The organism is Marseilla massiliensis, assembly GCF_016899955.1.
GTDB classification, from domain to species: domain Bacteria; phylum Bacteroidota; class Bacteroidia; order Bacteroidales; family Bacteroidaceae; genus Prevotella; species Prevotella intestinigallinarum.
Window position 1 is genome coordinate 26,156 of record NZ_JACJJL010000018.1, and the last position, 17,600, is coordinate 43,755.

The following is a 17,600-nucleotide window of genomic DNA, read 5'->3' on the forward strand; positions in this document are numbered from 1 at the left end:
GCTCGGTTGTCGGGCTTGCCACTTCGCTTTATTCAGGTTGGTTGTTACTGGTGTTGCTCGCGGAGCAGGTCGTTGACAGTCTTCACAGGATTGAACGTTGTCAGCGGAACTTCTACGAAAACGGTGTTCCAGTCACTCATGGCCCCGTTCCACAAGCCGGGCAGTTCGAGGGCCTTGAGCTCTTTGCCGTTCTTGCTCTTGCTGCTGATGAAGCCAGTGGTCTTGTCTACGTATTTAGGCAGGTCAAACGCGTTGCCCTTGTAATCCTTTACGGCGCAGACCAAGTCGACGGGATTGAAGTGTGTGCCTTTGGTGAACATCTCGACATACTCCTTGTTAGACTTGTCTATCTGGCTGCTCTCAAGTATCTGCAGGCTCACAGTGCCGTCATGGTTGTATGTAAGGAACGGGCCTCCGCCGGGTTCACCCACGTTTTTGACCACACCGCAAACGCGTATCGGTCGGTTCAGCTTGTTTTTGAGGTATATCACGAGTTCGGCATCCTCCAAGTGCTTGATGTCCTGCTTTCGGCAGCATAGGTCGTTCTGCACGAAACGTATGATGCTCTCGAGCTGCTCGTGTGAGTAATTTCCTGTCTCAAGAAGGTTGAGGTATTCAAACACTTTTTCCTGTATCGTTACGAGCACGCCAGCAATCACTTGCTTGTATAGCACCGTGTCGCCTTTGAGCCTGTCGGGTACTACATTGTCGATGTTCTTTATGAATACGATGTCGGCCTCTATCTCGTTAAGATTCTCGATGAGCGCGCCGTGGCCTCCCGGGCGGAACAACAGCTTGCCGTCTTCAGTCCTGAAGGGGGTGTTGTCTGGGTTGGCGGCAATAGTATCTGTTGAGGGCTTTTGCTCAGAGAACGAGATGTCATAGTCTACGTTGAATTTTTCACTGTAATATCCAAGCTTGGCCTCGACCATCGACTTGAACAAGTGCAGGTGCTCGTGGCTTACTGTAAAGTGGATGCGAGACTTACCCTTGCTTGAAGCATAGAGGGCGCCCTCAACCAGATGCTCTTCCATGGGAGTGCGAACACCGTCATCATATTTGTGGAAAAGCAACAATCCTTTAGGCAGCTGCCCATAGTTCAGCCCCTTGCTCTCCAGTAGGTTGGCCACAATCGCCTTATAGTTGCCGTCGGCTATCAAGTCGCAGACAGACTTGCCTTCGTTGTTTAAGCAAGCCTTGTCAAGCGCATCATAGAAAGCAAACCGCTTCAAGCCGTCGAAAAAATGCTTTTCAAAATCTGTCGTCGGAACATCGTAATCAGCGTCAAGGAAAGCAAACAAGTCTTTGAACATACGGCTTGCGGCACCAGAGGCAGGAACAAACTTCACTATCTGCTTGCCTTGCTCCTTGTAATTCTCCCATGCAGCCTCATACTGTTTGCATTCGTCGTCGGTCAAAGCCATGATTCCATGGCCGATGCCGGCAGCTGCTTCTAATCTCAAAAATGGGAAGCCTGTTTTAAACTCATCAAGCTGATTCTTGATTTGCTCTTCTGAAATGCCCTTGGAGGCAATCTGTTTCAAGTCGTCTTGTGATAACATATATATTGAATTTAAAGTAATTTCGTCACAAATATACTAACTTTCCGCCGAAAAATTGAAATAATGAGATAAAAGTTGTACCTTTGCAATGATATATTAACACACAGAGAGTAATTATGGCCGATAGATTTGAGTTTACACATCAGGAAAAAGCAGCATCTTTGCTATTATACTCCACGCTGAAGGAAAAGATTGGGCCGTCACTTCTTCCCGATGACGAGAAGAAGATACGTGGCCACCTTGCTGATTCTGTAAAGCAGAATCTCATCAAGCGTGATGTGTTTGGGCTTAACCCGGTATTGTTCGGTTTCCAAACAGCCATGATTGTTGTCGACGAGATTGGGCTCAAAAGAGATGCCGTGCTGGCGATACTGCTGCACCCAAGCGTGTCTAACGGTTATGTTTCAATAGACGAAGTGCGTGAGCAGTTCGGCGATTCCGTGGCCCGCATACTCCACGGCCTGGAAAGGATAGCCGACCTGTATGCCAAGAATCCTGTCATTGAGAGTGAGAATTTCCGAAACCTGTTGCTGTCTTTCGCCGAAGACATGCGGGTGATTCTAATCATGATAGCAGACAGGGTTAACCTCATGAGGCAAATACGCGACACGGAGAACACTGAGGCCAAGATGAGGGTGTCTGAAGAGGCTGCCTATCTTTACGCCCCGCTGGCCCACAAGCTTGGCCTGTATAAGCTGAAAAGCGAACTTGAAGATCTGTCGTTGAAATACTTGGAGCACGATGCCTATTACATGATAAAGGACAAGCTGAATGCTACCAAGCAGGCCCGTGATGCCTATATCAGCAGGTTCATCGAACCGATACAGAAACGGCTTATGGATGCCGGACTGCGCTTCCACATGAAAGGCAGGACAAAAAGCATTCATTCGATATGGCAAAAGATGAAGAAACAGAAGTGTGCCTTTGAAGGCATATACGACTTGTTTGCCATACGTATCATTCTCGATTCGCCGCAAGACAAGGAGAAAATGCAGTGTTGGCAGGCTTATTCCATTGTCACAGACATGTATCAGCCGAATCCGAAGCGCTTGCGCGATTGGTTGTCTGTGCCGAAGTCAAATGGATATGAAAGCCTGCATATCACGGTGCTCGGGCCTGAACAGAAATGGGTTGAGGTGCAAATAAGAACCGAGAGGATGGACGAGATAGCCGAGCGGGGAGTGGCGGCACACTGGAGATACAAGGGCATAAAAGGTGAAAGCGGGCTCGATGAATGGCTTACAAACATACGCAACATCCTCGAAACGAGCGATGACCTGCAGGTCATGGACCAGTTTAAAATGGATTTGTATGAGGACGAGGTATTCGTTTTCACCCCAAAAGGAGATTTGTTTAAGTTTCCCAAAGGCGCAACAGTATTGGATTTTGCCTACCACATACATTCAAAGATAGGCAGTAGCTGCACTGGGGCCAAGATAAACAACAAGATTGTAACCTTGCGCGAAGAACTGCACAGTGGCGACCAGGTTGAGATACTGACCTCAAGCACCCAGAAACCCAAGCAGGCATGGCTCAACATCGTGAAGACATCGCGCGCCAAGGCTAAGGTAAGGCTGGCCTTGAAAGAAACGCAGGTGAAGGAAGGGCAGTATGCAAAAGAAGTCATAGAGAGGAAATTCAAGAACCGCAAGATTGAATTCGATGAGTCAACCATGGCCCGGCTTATCAAAAAGATGGGCTTCAAAGAGGTTAGCGATTTCTATAGGCAGATTGCAGATGGCGAATTGGACACCAATGAGGTAATCGACAAGTACGTTGAGCTTCAGTCAAAGGAAAAGAGTGGGGCAGGGGACCAGCCTGCCCGAAGTGCGGAGGAATTCAATTTCAATGCTGCCAATGAGATGTCTGTGCCCAATGACGATGTTTTGGTTATAGACAGAAACCTTAAGGGCATCGACTATCAACTTGCCCGTTGCTGTCAACCGATTTATGGTGACGACGTCTTCGGGTTCGTCACAGTCAACGGCGGAATAAAGATACACCGAACCGACTGTCCTAATGCGGCAGAGTTGAGAAAGCGTTTCGGCTACCGTATTGTCAAAGCCCGATGGAGCGGCAAAGGTTCGTCGAAGTATTCAATCACACTCAGAGTTATTGGAAATGACGACATCGGCATCGTAAACAACCTTACAAGCATAATAAGCAAAGACGAACGACTGACATTGCGCTCTATAAGCATCGACAGCAACGATGGCTTGTTTAGGGGCAACCTGGTGGTTATGCTTGAAGACACCTCGCGCCTTGAGTCTCTAATAAAGAGGTTGCGCACTGTAAAGGGGGTGAAACAGGTTGAGAGAATATAAAAAAAACTGCTGCCACATTTTGGGAGTATAAGAATAGAATGCCCGAGGAGAGAATCCTCGGGCATTCTATTCTTATATTTTGAGCAACAGCTTTTAGCGGACATAAACCATTACTGCTGCTGCAAAACAGCCATCCTTGACATTTTGATTACGAGTGCCATTACATAGTTGCAATGGCGCTCGTGATTGATTGTTCCACATATCATTATTTCGTATTGTAGCCAATCAGGTCCTTGACAGCCTCGCTGCCCATCACCAACCCTGCTGCGGCAGGGACGAAAGCATTGCTTGCCGGAACATGCCTCGACGGATTGCCACCATCGTCACATACAATCTTTATTGGCTGCTCATAGCTACAAACAACCTTCAGTTTTCTTATGCCAAGCTCTTTCAGTTTCTTTCGCATTACCTTTGCTATCGGATCCATCTTTGTCTTGAATATGTCGGTCACGCAAAATGCGGTAGGATCCATTTTGTTTGCAGCGCCCATAGAACTGATAACAGGTATGCCCTGCGACTTACAGCGTTTCACCAACTCTACCTTGGCAGCTATCGTGTCTATGCAGTCGAGCACATAATCATATCTTGTCAGGTCAAAGTTGTCTGCGTTGTCCGGCAGATAAAATACGGCATGGGCAAAAACTGAGCATTCAGGGTTTATGTCCATAACCCTCTCCTTGGCAACATCAACTTTTAGTTTCCCAACGGTGCTATGCAAAGCTATGATTTGCCTGTTTATGTTTGACAGGCTTACGCGGTCATTGTCAAACAAGTCAAGTTGGCCGACACCGCTACGGGCAAGCACCTCAACGGCATAGCCGCCCACACCACCTACACCGAACACAGCCACACGGCAGTGTTCCAATGTCTTTATGGCCGCATCGCCTAATAGTTGTTTTGTTCTTGAAATTGTTTCGTTCTGCATATATGGACATAGTGAAATAAAAAAGCCCGAAGAAACTCCGGGCCTTCTTTGTAGTGGATAGGGGAATCGAACCCCTATGCCAAGATTGAGAATCTTGTATCCTAACCATTAGATGAATCCACCATACATCTGTATATAGAAAAGAAAAAGAGCTCAGTCAATGAACTCTTTCGTGTAGTGGATAGGGGAATCGAACCCCTATGCCAAGATTGAGAATCTTGTATCCTAACCATTAGATGAATCCACCGCAATACCTTATTCCGCGGAAGCTGGGGGATTCGAACCCCCGGTACGATAAACTCGCACGGCAGTTTAGCAAACTGCTGGTTTCAGCCACTCACCCAAACTTCCTCAGATTTTCTTTTCTTTAGGCATCTTCTCTCAAATGCGATGCAAAGGTACTGCTTTTATTTCACACTACCAAATTTTTTCTAATTAATTTTACAAACAACGGTAGATTAATTGTTTTTCAGCGCTATGACGCCGGTCATCTCCTTATTTAAATAAAAGGTGTCATGGAAATCCTGTCCGTTAATCTTGTATCTCACCCTTATGATAATGAGCTTTTCGTCTTTGTTCCTCTGGGCAAACTCTGTGCGCCCGGCATACATCGACGAGTTTTTGGCAGTATTTCGCAGCTTATTTATTATAGAGTCATTAAGATACCTCGTTGAGTCAATATCACTGTACTCAACTATTTGCAGGGCTGAGGCATCTTTCAGGTTGTTTTCCATAAAGTCTTCTACAACAGATTCGGCTTTATGCTGTTGCCCGCACGAAGCGAGCAACAGCATTGCAGATGACAACAAAATGTGTCTTATTTTCATATTCCTATTTTGTGGGTATGTTGTCAAGAATGTCAAGAAGGTGGTTCCACACCATCTCGACCGTGGGTATGTGCAGTCTCTCATCCGGCGTATGCACTCCGCGCAATGTCGGGCCAAACGACACCATGTCGAGATTGGGATACCTTTCGGAGAAAAGGCCGCACTCGAGTCCTGCGTGGATTCCGCGGACGATGGGCTCCTTGCCAAACAGTTTCTTGTACGAATCAACGGCAATGTCGGTCAGTTTGCTGTCTGGGTTCATCTTCCATGCCGGGTAACCGTCTGTCTGCTCCACCTTTGCGCCTGCCAATTCAAACAGGGCCTTGATGGTATTGCACTGGTTTTCAAGGTTGCTCATCACATTGCTGCGCTGCGAGGCAACAATCTTGATGCTCCCATTGTCGGTAATTATGCTGGCTATGTTGCTTGATGTCTCAACCATTCCGTTGAGCGCCTTGTCCTGGCATATTGCAAACACACCATTGTCTACGGCCTGTATTGCCCTGATGAACTTGCCCGAAACTTCCTGCGGCATTACGTCTGCGGCATCGGTGCTTTCCATGCCAAACTCCATGTCGGTGTCCGTCACGTGATATTCCTCTTGCACGTCGTGCGCAAAGATGTTCCAGTCTGCGCGTATGCTTTCCTTGGCATCGTTGGGAACAGCTATCACGAACGATCCGTCGCGCGGGATGGCGTTGTGCATCTTGCCTGAATTGAAGGCAGCCAACCTTATGTCATGGTTCTGCATTTCCTTGTAAAGGAAGCGGCCCAGAATCTTGATTGCATTGGCGCGCTTTTTCTCTATGTCGTCACCCGAATGTCCGCCCTTGAGCCCTTTTATCCATCCTTTGATGAAGAAATAGCCGGCCGGTGCCTTCTCGGCTTTGAAATCAAACGTTGCTATTGTTGTACGTCCGCCTGCGCACGAAACGAATATCTGGCCTTCATCCTCACTGTCAAGGTTTATCAGCATGTCCCCGTTCATGAAACCAGCCTCCATGCCACTTGCCCCGGTGAGCTGGGTTTCCTCGTCGCGAGTGAATACACACTCCAACGGCCCGTGCTTTATGTCGTCAGAATCGAGTATGGCCAATTCTATAGCCACTCCGATACCGTCGTCGGCGCCAAGTGTCGTGCCGTCGGCGGTAAGCCACTCGCCTTCAATGTGAGTCTGTATGGAGTCGTTGTCGAAGTCAAACTCTTTGTCAACCAGCTTGTCGCAAACCATGTCCATGTGGCTTTGCAGTATCACGGTCTGCCTGTCCTCATATCCCGGAGTGGCGGGTTTCTTTATGAGCACATTGCCTACGCTGTCCACCTTTGTCTCAAGATTGTGGCTTAAGCCCCAGTTACGCAGATACTCAATCATCTTCTCTTCACGCTTCGAGGGGCGTGGTATCTCGCACACCCGAGCAAATTGCTCGAAGACGCAACTTGGTTTCAAGTCTCTTTTATCCATGTTAATTCTTTTTTGAGGCATTCATGCCTGTAAATTGATTTATTTGTATTATCTTTGTAGCCGCAAAATTACAGAATTATGTTTGAAAATATGTTATTTAGCACGTTAATAATTGCTATTAGCATTTTTCTTTCGTATGATGGTAAAATATGCGTGCTTCATGCTGAAAAGCTATGGCATTCGCCAGTGTAAGGCTGTTGCAGCGGAGCTCAGTGATTGTTAAGATAATTTAAAAGAACAAATATAAAGAAGATGAAAAGAAACATTAGTATTCGTATTTCGTTGGCATTGGCAGTTGCATCGTTCATGCTGACATCATGCAACAACTCCAGCCCCAAGATGGACGAGAAGCCAGTTCAGGACTCACCCGCGGCAACAACAGGCATGAGGATTGCCTATGTCGAGGTCGATTCGCTGATGTCGCAATACAAGTTCTGCAAGGAGTACACCGCCGTGCTGCAGAAAAAGAGCAATAACGCCCGTAACACTATCACCCAGAAGGGAAAACAGCTGCAGGCTGCCGCTGCCAATTTCCAGCAGAAGCTGCAGAACAACGGATTTGCCAGCAGGGAGCAGGCTGCCAGTGTGCAAGCTGCAATACAGCGCCAGGACCAAGACCTGCAGGAGTTGCAGAGCCGCCTCGGAGCCGAGCTCGACGCTGAGACTGCCAAGTACAACAATGCGCTGCGCGACTCATTGCAGAACTTCCTGAAGGACTACAACAAGACCAAGAAGTATGACCTTATCATCTCGAAGGCCGGCGACAACATACTGCTTGCCGACAAGCGCCATGACATCACCAACGACGTCATAAACGGACTGAACAAGAGGTATAAATCGACGCTCAACGACAAGAGCAAGAAAAAGTAAAAGGGGCGCAGTGTCTTTAAAGACAGTTGTGTTTTTGATACTTAATCAATAATCCGTTTGGGCTTTTGCCATATTGCCCAAACGGATTATTATTTTTTCCGAGGCATGTGCCATGCCATGGCGCCCGCCGGCTTGCCCAATGCCATGTTCGGCCGCGTAGCGACGGGCGCTTCCCCGGGGCCGGTCCATCCACTTGGTACATTCGCCAACATCTGTCAGCTCAGCATGGCCGATGTCCAGTTTTAGTCACTCCATCAGTCCAGCCTCATGGCATCCGACTGTCGTCGGGAAGCACAAGGCAATGCTAAACCTCATGGCAGGGCAATCCGCTGCCGCTTGTGAATGTCGCTTGTTTTGCCATATAGGAATGAGTGACGTTCAACCCGCTGTTTGCCACACATCTTACCATAATATTGATGCCGGCGGCTTTTATGGCAAACGCGCCCACATATCTTGAAGGCAGAGCCGTTTAATGCACAAAATGTCGCCGACATGGAAATCCGCCGGAACACCGCTCATGCGTTTCCATTGTTGTTTTTCCTTCCAAAATAATATTGTCCCTTGTGCCTTGTAGAGCGCCCGTAGCTTATGGCGTGGGCAGGGCAGTGATGGTAGCAGGCCATGCAGCAAGTGCAGTGTCCGTCGTTATGCCATACAGGCAGATTTCCGGCGCCACCAGATATGTTGCCTGTAGGGCAGGCCGCGGCGCAGCGTCCACACCTGATGCAGGCTGAGCTGTCCACCCGGAAAGGCCTGTCGGTTATCATCCTGCTGTTGAAATACCGCCCGATGACATTTGACAGCAGATATGGCACAGGGCCTTTCACTGTCGAACACACTCCCTTGTGGCGCTCCTTTATTGCCTGGGCTATTTCCACAATGGCACTGCCGGCGTCGGCTATTTTCTTCCGTTCCACGTCGGGACGGTCGGTGTTCATAAACGGCAGGCAAACATAAGTGTTTGGCATGGCCAGCGAAAACACACTGTCAGCCTGTATGCCAACCTTATGCAAGTCTGCTGCCAGCATCTCCATCGTGCGGCCTATATTGTCGCCGCACGTACACAACGCGAAGCAAAAGTGCCCCTTGGCATTGTCAAACTTGCACTTTGAAATAAAATTGCGCACTATGGCCGGTGGCTGCCAACCGTGTACGGGAAAGCAGAAGCCAATGCGCTCTCCTTCGGCAAGTGCATACCTACAGTCGCCATCAGCCTCGCCGGCTATTGACAGCAGTCTTTCGCCCGTGATTTCGGCTATTTGCCGTGCGGCCCAACGGGTGTTGCCGGTTCCTGAAAAATAAAATATCATGTTACAAAGGTAACTCAAATGGCCGAGACGGCAAAACTGCCGACAGCATTTTATTATATCCATGGTTAATATTCAGGCAAAACAGAAAACAGCCACCATGCCCTGTCACCATAGGCGACTTTCGTGACCGGTATTACGGAATGTGCCATTCGGGATTGCGAAACAGGCTCTGCGACAATATGAAACGGCCCTTTTGGCATCGCAAAACGGCCGATATATCTACAAGAAATGGTGTTCCATTATAAACAGCTTGATAACAATATGTTATGCATATATACTTAAATTAAATCTCAACCTAAAGGCAAGCCACTATAATTATGTTCCAATGCAAATGTCATTACCGCCAGGCGTTTATCCGGCCTTGCCCCAACCGGGCAGCAGCAATGCCAGAGCGCAGCCCGAATTGCCGTTTGCAAAGGCCGGGGCAATAATGACAATGGCACAACCGTAGCCCCACAGAGAAATTGAATACCGATAGGGCCATGTCCATGGTGCCTGCATTTCGTTAGCCATAAGGTGTGGTTGATTGCCTGCCCAGGCCGCTCTGTGGCAACGGTTATGTTGCCGCCCGGCGTGCCCTCTGCAATATTCTGGCATGAAGGCCGGCCACATTGTGGAGTCATGCCAATGGGCAAAAAGGCCTGTGCCCACTTTAGTGTTGCCATCCGTCAGAGCCCCGAAGGCTTGACCACTCCTCCGAAATGCGGCCAGCGGCAGTCTTCATGCCCGCTTGTCAGCTTGTTGTCCGTGGTCATGCCCCTTTGCCTGCGTATTATGAAGTGACCCAGGCGGTGGGTAATGCCTTTTGAATTAAGTGACTTAAGCACATATACACCTTCAGGCAACGACGAAATGTCGGCCTTTGGGCCGTCGTAGGGGCGTGTGCAGAGAAGTCCTCCCTGTGGAGTCTCTATTGCCACAAACTCTGCGTCGAGCGTGTTGCCCTTGTCGGGCAGTGCCAACCAATTGCCGTCATTGCTCAGATAGGTAGACCGAACCATGGCCGGCATGTTTGGCTTGGTGCATAGCGGAAGGCTTTCGTTGCCGAAGCGGTCGACTGCCGTCACAGCATAATTCACAAATGCGCCTTCGGCTGCCAGCGGAATCGTGGCGTTGCTGTCTCTGAGGTTTGCCGCCAGGATGTTTCTGGCGTCGGCAATGTCTACCGGGTAAGTCTCCGACGCATATATGTTATAGGTGAGATACGGCCCTGTCGACATGTCTTTTGCCCCGCCCCACGAGAGCCGGTCGGAATCGGCCATTCTCTTTACCGACAGACGGGTGGGGCCTTTCGGGCGCGCGTCCGACAGCCATGTCATCGGCGGCACGAGGGCTGGGTAGCGGTCTATGTCGTCTTTGGCAAAGTCGAACACCCCCTTCGTGTTGTCGGTGAAAAACTTGCTGCGGAAATATGCGTGCCCAAGTCCATTGCTGCGGAGCACGTTCATCTCTCTCTTAATCACTTCTATGTCCCAATCTTTTTCTTTATTCGAAAGGAAGTAAATGCCTAACCCTGCGGAGATTATTCGTCCGTTGCTATTTTCTTTCCAGTCGAGTGCAAAAGGATAGAACTGATTTCCCCGGAAATAAAGCATAGGAAAGAGAGCGTCCATGATGCCCTCGCGAAGCCAGCTTTGTGCGTCTTGATACACCTTCGCGTAGGCATTCCACCCATAGCTGTCATATAGCGCCAGGTCGCTGTACTTGCCTATGGGCGAACAACTCACCTTCACCCAAGGCTTTTCGGTTTTCACTGTGTTGTATACCTGTCTTACAATGCGGGTGATGTTGCTGCGGCCGATGTGGCCTTCTGGCCTCGGTTTCCAGTTTTCCGGGTAGCGTATGTAGTCGAGGTGTATGCCGTCGACATCATAGTTTGTCGTAATCTCGCGGCATATCTGTGCCAGGTATTCGGCGGTGGCCGGCTTGCCCGGGTCAAGATAGCCCTCGTCGCCAATCCTATGCACAAGCCCCGGGTGCCGCCTTCTGATTTTCTGGCAGCCCATCCCGTTCCACTTGCCTATGGGTATGGTAACCACCCAGGCATGGAGCTCTATGCCCCGCTTGTGGCATTCGTCTATGGCAAACTGCAAAGCGTCGTATCCGGGCGACAGTCCGGGTTGGCCCGACAGGCATCCGTCCCACGGTTCCATGGCCGACGGATAAATCATGGTGCCGCGGATTCGGGTCTGAAACAGCACCGTGTTGACATTGGCTTCTTTCAGACGGTCGAGTATTTCGCATAATTCGCGCTTTTGCAAGGCGGCAGCCGCTGGTGTGCGGGCGTAGGTGTGCGGCCAGTCGAGCCCTCCGATTGTTGTCAGCCAAACGGCCCTGACCTCATGCTTGGGTGAACGCGAGTTCATGGTTGAACCGGTAGCCGGGCACACTATCAGCAGAAACACTACGGCCGCGATGCAGGGTATTGTTAGTTTGAAAAGTCGCATAATTATGATTATTTAGTTGCAAAGTTATGATTATTTTTTCATTTCTCAAATTAAATGGTTATTTTTGCACTATCATTCGGCACAGTTAGGCGAATAGTGACAACAGCGACGCCGGCATAGCCCAAAATCGGAGGGTCTGCGGCATACATGTCAACAACTGCTTGTCACGTCACGGCAGGCCGGTGGCTATAAAATAGTGAACAAACCAATAATGCATAAACTTATGAGAAAGAAAACTTTCCTATTGCTCATGGCCATGATGGTGTCACTTGCCGGCAAGGCTCAGTTTGAGTCGGGCAAGAAATATATAGGTGCTTCGCTGTCAAGCCTTGACCTTAGTTACAACGGTATGAACAAAGGCAGCTTCGGCGTAGAGGCAAAGGGCGGATACATGTTTGAAGACAACTGGATGGCAACGGCACAGATTGGATATTCCAAGAAGCATGAAATACCATCGACATTCACCGCGGCAGTAGGTGCAAGGTACTATATAGTGCAAAACGGGCTGTATCTCGGGGCCTCGATGAGCTACATGCACGCCGGCGACTCTTACGACGACTTCCTGCCGGGAGTGCAACTCGGCTATGCTTTCTTCCTCAGCCGCACCGTCACCATCGAACCGGAGATTTACTACAACCAGTCGTTCAAAAACCACAGCGACTACAGTACTATAGGCCTGAGGGTTGGCTTCGGAATATACTTATGACGTAAAAGGCCATCTGGCGGTGCTTATCAATGACAAGAAAACACCCTCAATTGGGTTTTAGAGTATAAAGAATAGAAATATGCTAAGCGTTAACGAATTAGAAGACAGGCTGATAGACCTGGCCTTCGCCGAGGACATTGGCGATGGTGACCATACAACACTGTGTTGCATACCCGAAGAGGCAATGGGCCGTTCAAAGCTCCTTATCAAGGAAGACGGCATACTGGCCGGTGTAGAGGTGGCAAAAGAGGTGTTCAGGCGGTTCGACCCCGACATGAAGGTCGAGGTGCTCATGGGCGACGGCTCTACGGTACACAAAGGTGACGTGGCCATGGTGGTAAGCGGCAGGGTGCGCTCATTGTTGCAAACCGAGCGCCTGATGCTCAACATCATGCAGCGCATGAGCGGCATAGCCACGATGACCCACAAGTATGTTGAGAAACTGGAAGGCACGCACACGCGTGTGCTCGATACGCGTAAGACCACTCCCGGCATGAGGATGCTTGAAAAGCAGGCCGTGAAAATAGGCGGAGGATGCAACCACCGCATTGGCCTGTTCGACATGATATTGCTCAAAGACAACCATGTTGACTTTGCAGGCGGCATTGAAAACGCCATCGACCGATGCCACAAATACCTGAAGGAGAAAGGGCTCGACTTGAAAATAGAGATTGAAGTGAGAAACTTCGATGAGCTTTCAAGGGTGCTTTCGCACGGCGGGGTAGACCGCATAATGCTCGACAACTTCACTGTTGAAGACACGAAGAAAGCCGTCGACATGATTGGCGGTAAGTATGAAACAGAGTCAAGCGGCGGCATAACATTCGACACCATACGCCAATATGCCGAGTGTGGCGTCGACTTTGTGTCGGTAGGGGCATTGACCCACTCTGTGAAAGGGCTCGACATGAGCTTCAAGGCATGCTGAGCGCAATAGCAGGATTGTTATTGGCGATACGCGTCACCTACGCTTCGCCTGTAGGCTATGACGTCACCCTGGCTGGCAACTTCGGCGAACCACGGCTCAACCACTTCCATTGCGGCATAGACGTAAAGACCGATGGGGTGGAAGGCAAACGGCTCATGGCTGTGGCAGACGGATATGTCAGCAGGATAACTGTTGGTCTGTCAGGTTTTGGAAATGCATTGTACATCACCCACCCAGATGGCAATACCAGTGTGTATTGCCATCTGAAATCTTTCACCCCCGCAATTACCAGGTTGCTTCGCAAATGGCAGTATGCGCATAAGTCTTATGTGGCCGACGTGCGCCTGGGGCCGCTGGCATGTCCGGTGGCCCGCGGTCAGTTTGTGGCAGTGAGCGGAAACACGGGCGCAAGCGAAGCACCACACCTGCATCTTGAGATGCACGACACACGCACGGGGCGGCTGCGTGACCCGCTTGACGTTCTGGGCAGCTGCGTGGCCGACGGCATGGCGCCAATGGCCCATGCATTCATGGCTTATCCCGTGGCGGGCGAAGGCATCTTTGAGGGAGGGGTGGCCAAGCGTTCGTTTGGCTTCGGTTCACACAAGCTGGCCCGAAGGTTTACTGCATGGGGCAAGGTGGGCTTTGGAATATGGGCCAACGATTACACGGAGGCCACATACAACAGGTACGGAGTGAGGGAAACTGTGCTGAGGGTAGACGGCAGGGAGGTGTTCAGGAGTTGCGTTGACGGTATACCGCCATTTGCAAACCGCCGCATAAACTATTGGGGCGACTATGAGCATTACCTGCGCTACGGGGTTTGGTACATGAAATCGTTCCGTACCCAGGGCAATACATTGCCGTTTATCACTACCGACAGCAACGGCGGCATTGTCGATTTCAACGAAGAGCGAGACTATACGGTAGAGTATTCTCTTACCGACTATTATGGCAACACCTCTGTCTATAGCTTTGTGGTGAGCGGCGTCAAAACGCAGTTGGGTCACAAGAAAGAGCCAGCCAACGGAAAGACAATGAAACATAATGAAATTTCAACATACTCATATCCCGGCGTTTGGCTCGTAATACCTAAAGGGATACTCGATGGCGACATAATGCTCCGTCCGATAGAGATAAAGAGGGAAGATCCCAACATGTCAATGTATTCTTTTTATGACAGTGCTTGCCCGCTTGCGTCGTGGGCAGAGTTGGGGCTGGCCGTGCGGGCGAGAGGCATAGACCCAAGCAAGCTGTATGTCAGGAGCGGCGACGGCCGGTATTTCGGAGGCACATACAAGAATGGCTGGGTGACCGCACGCATACGCGAGCTCGGGGTTGCCTACGGACTTGCTTATGACGACCGCCCGCCTACGGTGGTCAAGGTTGGGCGCAATGGCTGGGACGACAACGACAGGCTGCAGTTTAACGTAACCGACGGAGAAAGCGGAGTGAAATCCGTGAAAGGCTACATCGACAATGAGTTCATTCTGTTTGAGCATGTCGACAAGAGCAGCCGATACGTATGTTCGCTGACAGATACTCCAGTGAAAAAGGCTGGGCGTTTGCGCACATTGACGTTTGTTGTCACCGACAACAGAAACAACAAGACTGTAGTCAGAGACGCACTGGTGTATTAAACTTTGCGTCTGGTACTTCATGATTCACCATAACCTGTAATTAACATAAACAAAACAATCAATGAAGAAGATATCATTAGTTTTAAGCATGCTTGCAGTAGCTGTTTACGCACTGCCATGCACAAACCTGATAGTAGGTAAGAAAGCGAGCGCGGACGGGTCTGTGATGTGTTCGTACAGTGCCGATGACTACGGCATGTTCCAGAACCTTTGCCATTATCCTGCCGGCAAGCACGCCAAAGGAGAGATGCGCGACATATATGACTGGGATACCAACGAGTATCACGGGCAGATACCAGAGGCGACTGTGACATACAATGTGATTGGCAACATCAACGAGTTTCAGGTCACCATTGCAGAAACCACATTCGGAGGTCGCCCCGAGATGGTTGACTCTACCGGAATTTTGGATTACGGTTCGCTGATTTACATAGGCTTGCAGCGTTCGCGCACGGCAAGGGAGGCCATATCGGTAATGACCGAGCTGGCCGAGGAATACGGCTATAACAGCGAGGGCGAGACATTCACAATATGCGATCCCAATGAGGCGTGGATAATGGAGATGATGGGTTGCGGCCCCGGAAGCAAAAGCGTTGTTTGGGTAGCCATACGCATACCCGACGATGCCATTTGCGCACATGCCAACCAAAGCCGGATTAGGACATTCGACCAGAAAGACAAGAAGAACGTTATGTTCTCAAAGAATGTTGTAAAGTTTGCACGCGAGAAAGGCTGGTATGATGGGAAAGACGCCGATTTTAATTTCTGTATGACCTATGCAGCCCCCGACTTTGGCGGTCGCCGCTGGTGCGAGGCCAGGGTTTGGAGCTTCTTCAACATGTTTGGCAATGGCATGGACAAGTATGTTCCATACGCCGAGGGCACCGCAACCGATGCAGAACCCATGCCCTTGTGGATTATCCCAAACAAGAAACTTACGGTAGCCGACATTGAAAACGCCATGCGCGACCACTACGAGGGAACGCCTTTCGCGCTCGACAAGGAGGGTGATATAGGCGGAGGAATATGGCAGATGCCTTATCGGCTTACCCCGCTCGAATACGAGGTGGACGGCAAAAAATGCTTCAATGAGCGCCCCATATCAACCCAACAGTCGGGCTTTGTGTTTGTCAGCCAGATGCGCTCATGGCTGCCGCGTGAGATTGGCGGTGTGCTTTGGTTCGCCAACGACGATGCCAACATGGCTCCCTTTACTCCTGTTTACTGCTGTGTGGACAAGGCTCCCCACTGCTACAATACCCCCGGGGCCGACGCTGTGACATTCTCTAAGGACAATGCGTTCTGGATGCAGAACTGGGTTAGCAACATGGTATATCCGCGATATGAGCAGATGTTCCCAAGTTTGAAGGCCGTGCGCGACTCGCTCGATGCTTCATACTTTGCAGCCCAGCAGTCGGTTGAAAGTCACGCCCAGAGCTTATACAAGCAATCTCCGGCTGAAGCGGCCGCTTATCTTACAAAATACTCAACCGAAAAAGCCCAGCAAATGCTCGCACGATGGCAGCAACTGGCAGTGCACATCATTGTGAAGTACAACGACATGGTGGTTAAACCCGAGAAGTCGGGCAGGTTCTTGCGCACTGCCAACGGCTTGGCTGAGCGTCCTCAAAGGCCAGGCTATCCGACAAAGTATGCAAGGGAGATGCTTAAGCGTGGAAATAAGTGACAGCCAATGGTATTGGCGCCTGAGCAACACGGGCTGGATTTCGTGCTGCACTTGCGTGGCATTGACAATCGGCGGAAGCCACTTACATTTCTTTATCATGCCGTTTTGCACTGCAAAACGGCATGATTTGTTATTTGCCGACATGTGGTGGTGCAGTGCGATAAACCACCATGGCACGGCCCATTGGCAGAAATGGTTGCCAACCGTATGCTATCTGCCATTACATCAACCACGTTTTTAACTATACATGATATCCTTGGGCAACATTAAATGGCACGGATGATAGGGTTTGGAAATATTTATGCTAAATTTGCAGCGAAATAATGTTGCTTTCAATAATGCCAGACAAGTAGACATGGGAGAATACAATCATTTAAAATATGCCGGCATAAAAGAATCGGGGACGTACAGATGCATTGGGCAAATTGCCAAATGGATGGACAGATACTATCTCGATGCCGTAATTGGTCTGTTGCTTGAAGGGGTAGGCGACTTTATTACTCAACTATTGACATTGCCGTATCTGTATATCAGCATATTCAAAATAAAGTCGCTGCCACTTACTCTTGCCATCATATATAATTCTCTATGTGACCTTGCCATAGGCATGATTCCATTGGGCATAGGCGACATGATGGATATTTTCAAACGGTCGTACATGCAGAATTTCAAACTAATAGATGGTTTTATACATGGTGACAGGGCCACGATAAGTGCCGTCAACAAGAAGGCTGCCATCACTGTGGTGCTCATTGTGCTCATGGTTGTTGTAATATACATACTCGTCAAGCTGACCATCGTTTTGATGAGGTATGTTTTGTCCATGCTCGTCTGGCTGCTTTGATTGCCCGCTCCGCAATCTGACTCGCGACCGAATGGACAACAAACAAAAGCCTCCCGCCCTTTCGGGCA

13 protein-coding genes and 3 tRNA genes are annotated in these 17,600 nt (G+C 49.8%); 7 read left to right on the top strand and 9 right to left on the bottom strand.

Features of this window, described 5'->3' with window-relative positions:
- Positions 1-44 precede the first annotated feature (44 nt).
- Positions 45-1,562 (bottom strand): DUF4301 family protein, encoded by a 1,518-nt coding sequence (locus tag H6B30_RS10840; protein ID WP_205110505.1) that lies wholly within the window; start codon positions 1,560-1,562, stop codon positions 45-47.
- Between the two features lie 116 nt (positions 1,563-1,678).
- Here H6B30_RS10840 and H6B30_RS10845 point away from each other — a divergent pair, with 116 nt between their 5' ends.
- Positions 1,679-3,886 carry a RelA/SpoT family protein gene (locus H6B30_RS10845; protein ID WP_205110507.1) on the top strand — a complete coding sequence of 736 codons (2,208 nt, stop codon included), beginning with the start codon at positions 1,679-1,681 and terminating at the stop codon, positions 3,884-3,886.
- Between the two features lie 205 nt (positions 3,887-4,091).
- Here the strand turns inward: H6B30_RS10845 and H6B30_RS10850 are convergent, their stop codons facing one another.
- The 6 genes from H6B30_RS10850 to H6B30_RS10875 form a co-directional block, all read right to left on the bottom strand.
- Positions 4,092-4,811: a tRNA threonylcarbamoyladenosine dehydratase gene (locus tag H6B30_RS10850; protein WP_205110509.1), complete on the bottom strand. Its 720-nt coding sequence runs from the start codon at positions 4,809-4,811 to the stop codon at positions 4,092-4,094.
- Positions 4,812-4,862: 51 nt separating this feature from the next.
- Positions 4,863-4,934 (bottom strand) — tRNA-Glu (locus H6B30_RS10855).
- Between the two features lie 52 nt (positions 4,935-4,986).
- A tRNA-Glu gene (locus tag H6B30_RS10860) sits at positions 4,987-5,058 on the bottom strand.
- 16 nt (positions 5,059-5,074) lie between these two features.
- Positions 5,075-5,162 (bottom strand) — tRNA-Ser (locus tag H6B30_RS10865).
- 107 nt (positions 5,163-5,269) lie between these two features.
- Positions 5,270-5,638 carry a hypothetical protein gene (locus tag H6B30_RS10870; RefSeq protein ID WP_205110511.1) on the bottom strand — a complete coding sequence of 123 codons (369 nt, stop codon included), beginning with the start codon at positions 5,636-5,638 and terminating at the stop codon, positions 5,270-5,272.
- Positions 5,639-5,642: 4 nt separating this feature from the next.
- On the bottom strand, positions 5,643-7,100 hold the full coding sequence (locus H6B30_RS10875) for an aminoacyl-histidine dipeptidase (RefSeq protein ID WP_205110513.1): 1,458 nt from the start codon (positions 7,098-7,100) through the stop codon (positions 5,643-5,645).
- Positions 7,101-7,352: 252 nt separating this feature from the next.
- Between H6B30_RS10875 and H6B30_RS10880 the strand changes: the two genes are divergently transcribed.
- Entirely contained in the window at positions 7,353-7,970 is a 618-nt protein-coding gene (locus tag H6B30_RS10880) for an OmpH/Skp family outer membrane protein (RefSeq protein WP_205110515.1), read from the top strand.
- 515 nt (positions 7,971-8,485) lie between these two features.
- Here the strand turns inward: H6B30_RS10880 and H6B30_RS10885 are convergent.
- Both H6B30_RS10885 and H6B30_RS10890 read right to left on the bottom strand, forming a co-directional pair.
- A complete protein-coding gene (locus H6B30_RS10885; protein ID WP_205110517.1) occupies positions 8,486-9,280 on the bottom strand; it encodes an EFR1 family ferrodoxin in 795 nt (264 codons plus the stop codon).
- 668 nt (positions 9,281-9,948) lie between these two features.
- Positions 9,949-11,727: a glycoside hydrolase family 10-like protein gene (locus H6B30_RS10890; protein ID WP_205110519.1), complete on the bottom strand. Its 1,779-nt coding sequence runs from the start codon at positions 11,725-11,727 to the stop codon at positions 9,949-9,951.
- Between the two features lie 223 nt (positions 11,728-11,950).
- Here H6B30_RS10890 and H6B30_RS10895 point away from each other — a divergent pair, with 223 nt between their 5' ends.
- From H6B30_RS10895 to H6B30_RS10915, 5 genes are all read left to right on the top strand, one after another.
- Entirely contained in the window at positions 11,951-12,433 is a 483-nt protein-coding gene (locus H6B30_RS10895) for an outer membrane beta-barrel protein (RefSeq protein ID WP_205110521.1), read from the top strand.
- Between the two features lie 79 nt (positions 12,434-12,512).
- The gene (gene nadC, locus H6B30_RS10900) at positions 12,513-13,361 is read left to right on the top strand and encodes a carboxylating nicotinate-nucleotide diphosphorylase (protein WP_205110523.1); all 849 of its coding nucleotides are present in this window, start codon (positions 12,513-12,515) and stop codon (positions 13,359-13,361) included.
- Positions 13,355-15,001 carry a M23 family metallopeptidase gene (locus tag H6B30_RS10905; RefSeq protein WP_205110525.1) on the top strand — a complete coding sequence of 549 codons (1,647 nt, stop codon included), beginning with the start codon at positions 13,355-13,357 and terminating at the stop codon, positions 14,999-15,001. The genes nadC and H6B30_RS10905 overlap by 7 nt, the downstream gene beginning before the upstream one ends.
- Positions 15,002-15,062: 61 nt before the next feature.
- Positions 15,063-16,688, top strand: coding sequence for a dipeptidase (locus H6B30_RS10910; protein ID WP_205110526.1), 1,626 nt, complete (start codon positions 15,063-15,065; stop codon positions 16,686-16,688).
- A gap of 436 nt (positions 16,689-17,124) precedes the next feature.
- On the top strand, positions 17,125-17,532 hold the full coding sequence (locus tag H6B30_RS10915; RefSeq protein ID WP_205110528.1) for a DUF4112 domain-containing protein: 408 nt from the start codon (positions 17,125-17,127) through the stop codon (positions 17,530-17,532).
- Positions 17,533-17,600: the final 68 nt, after the last annotated feature.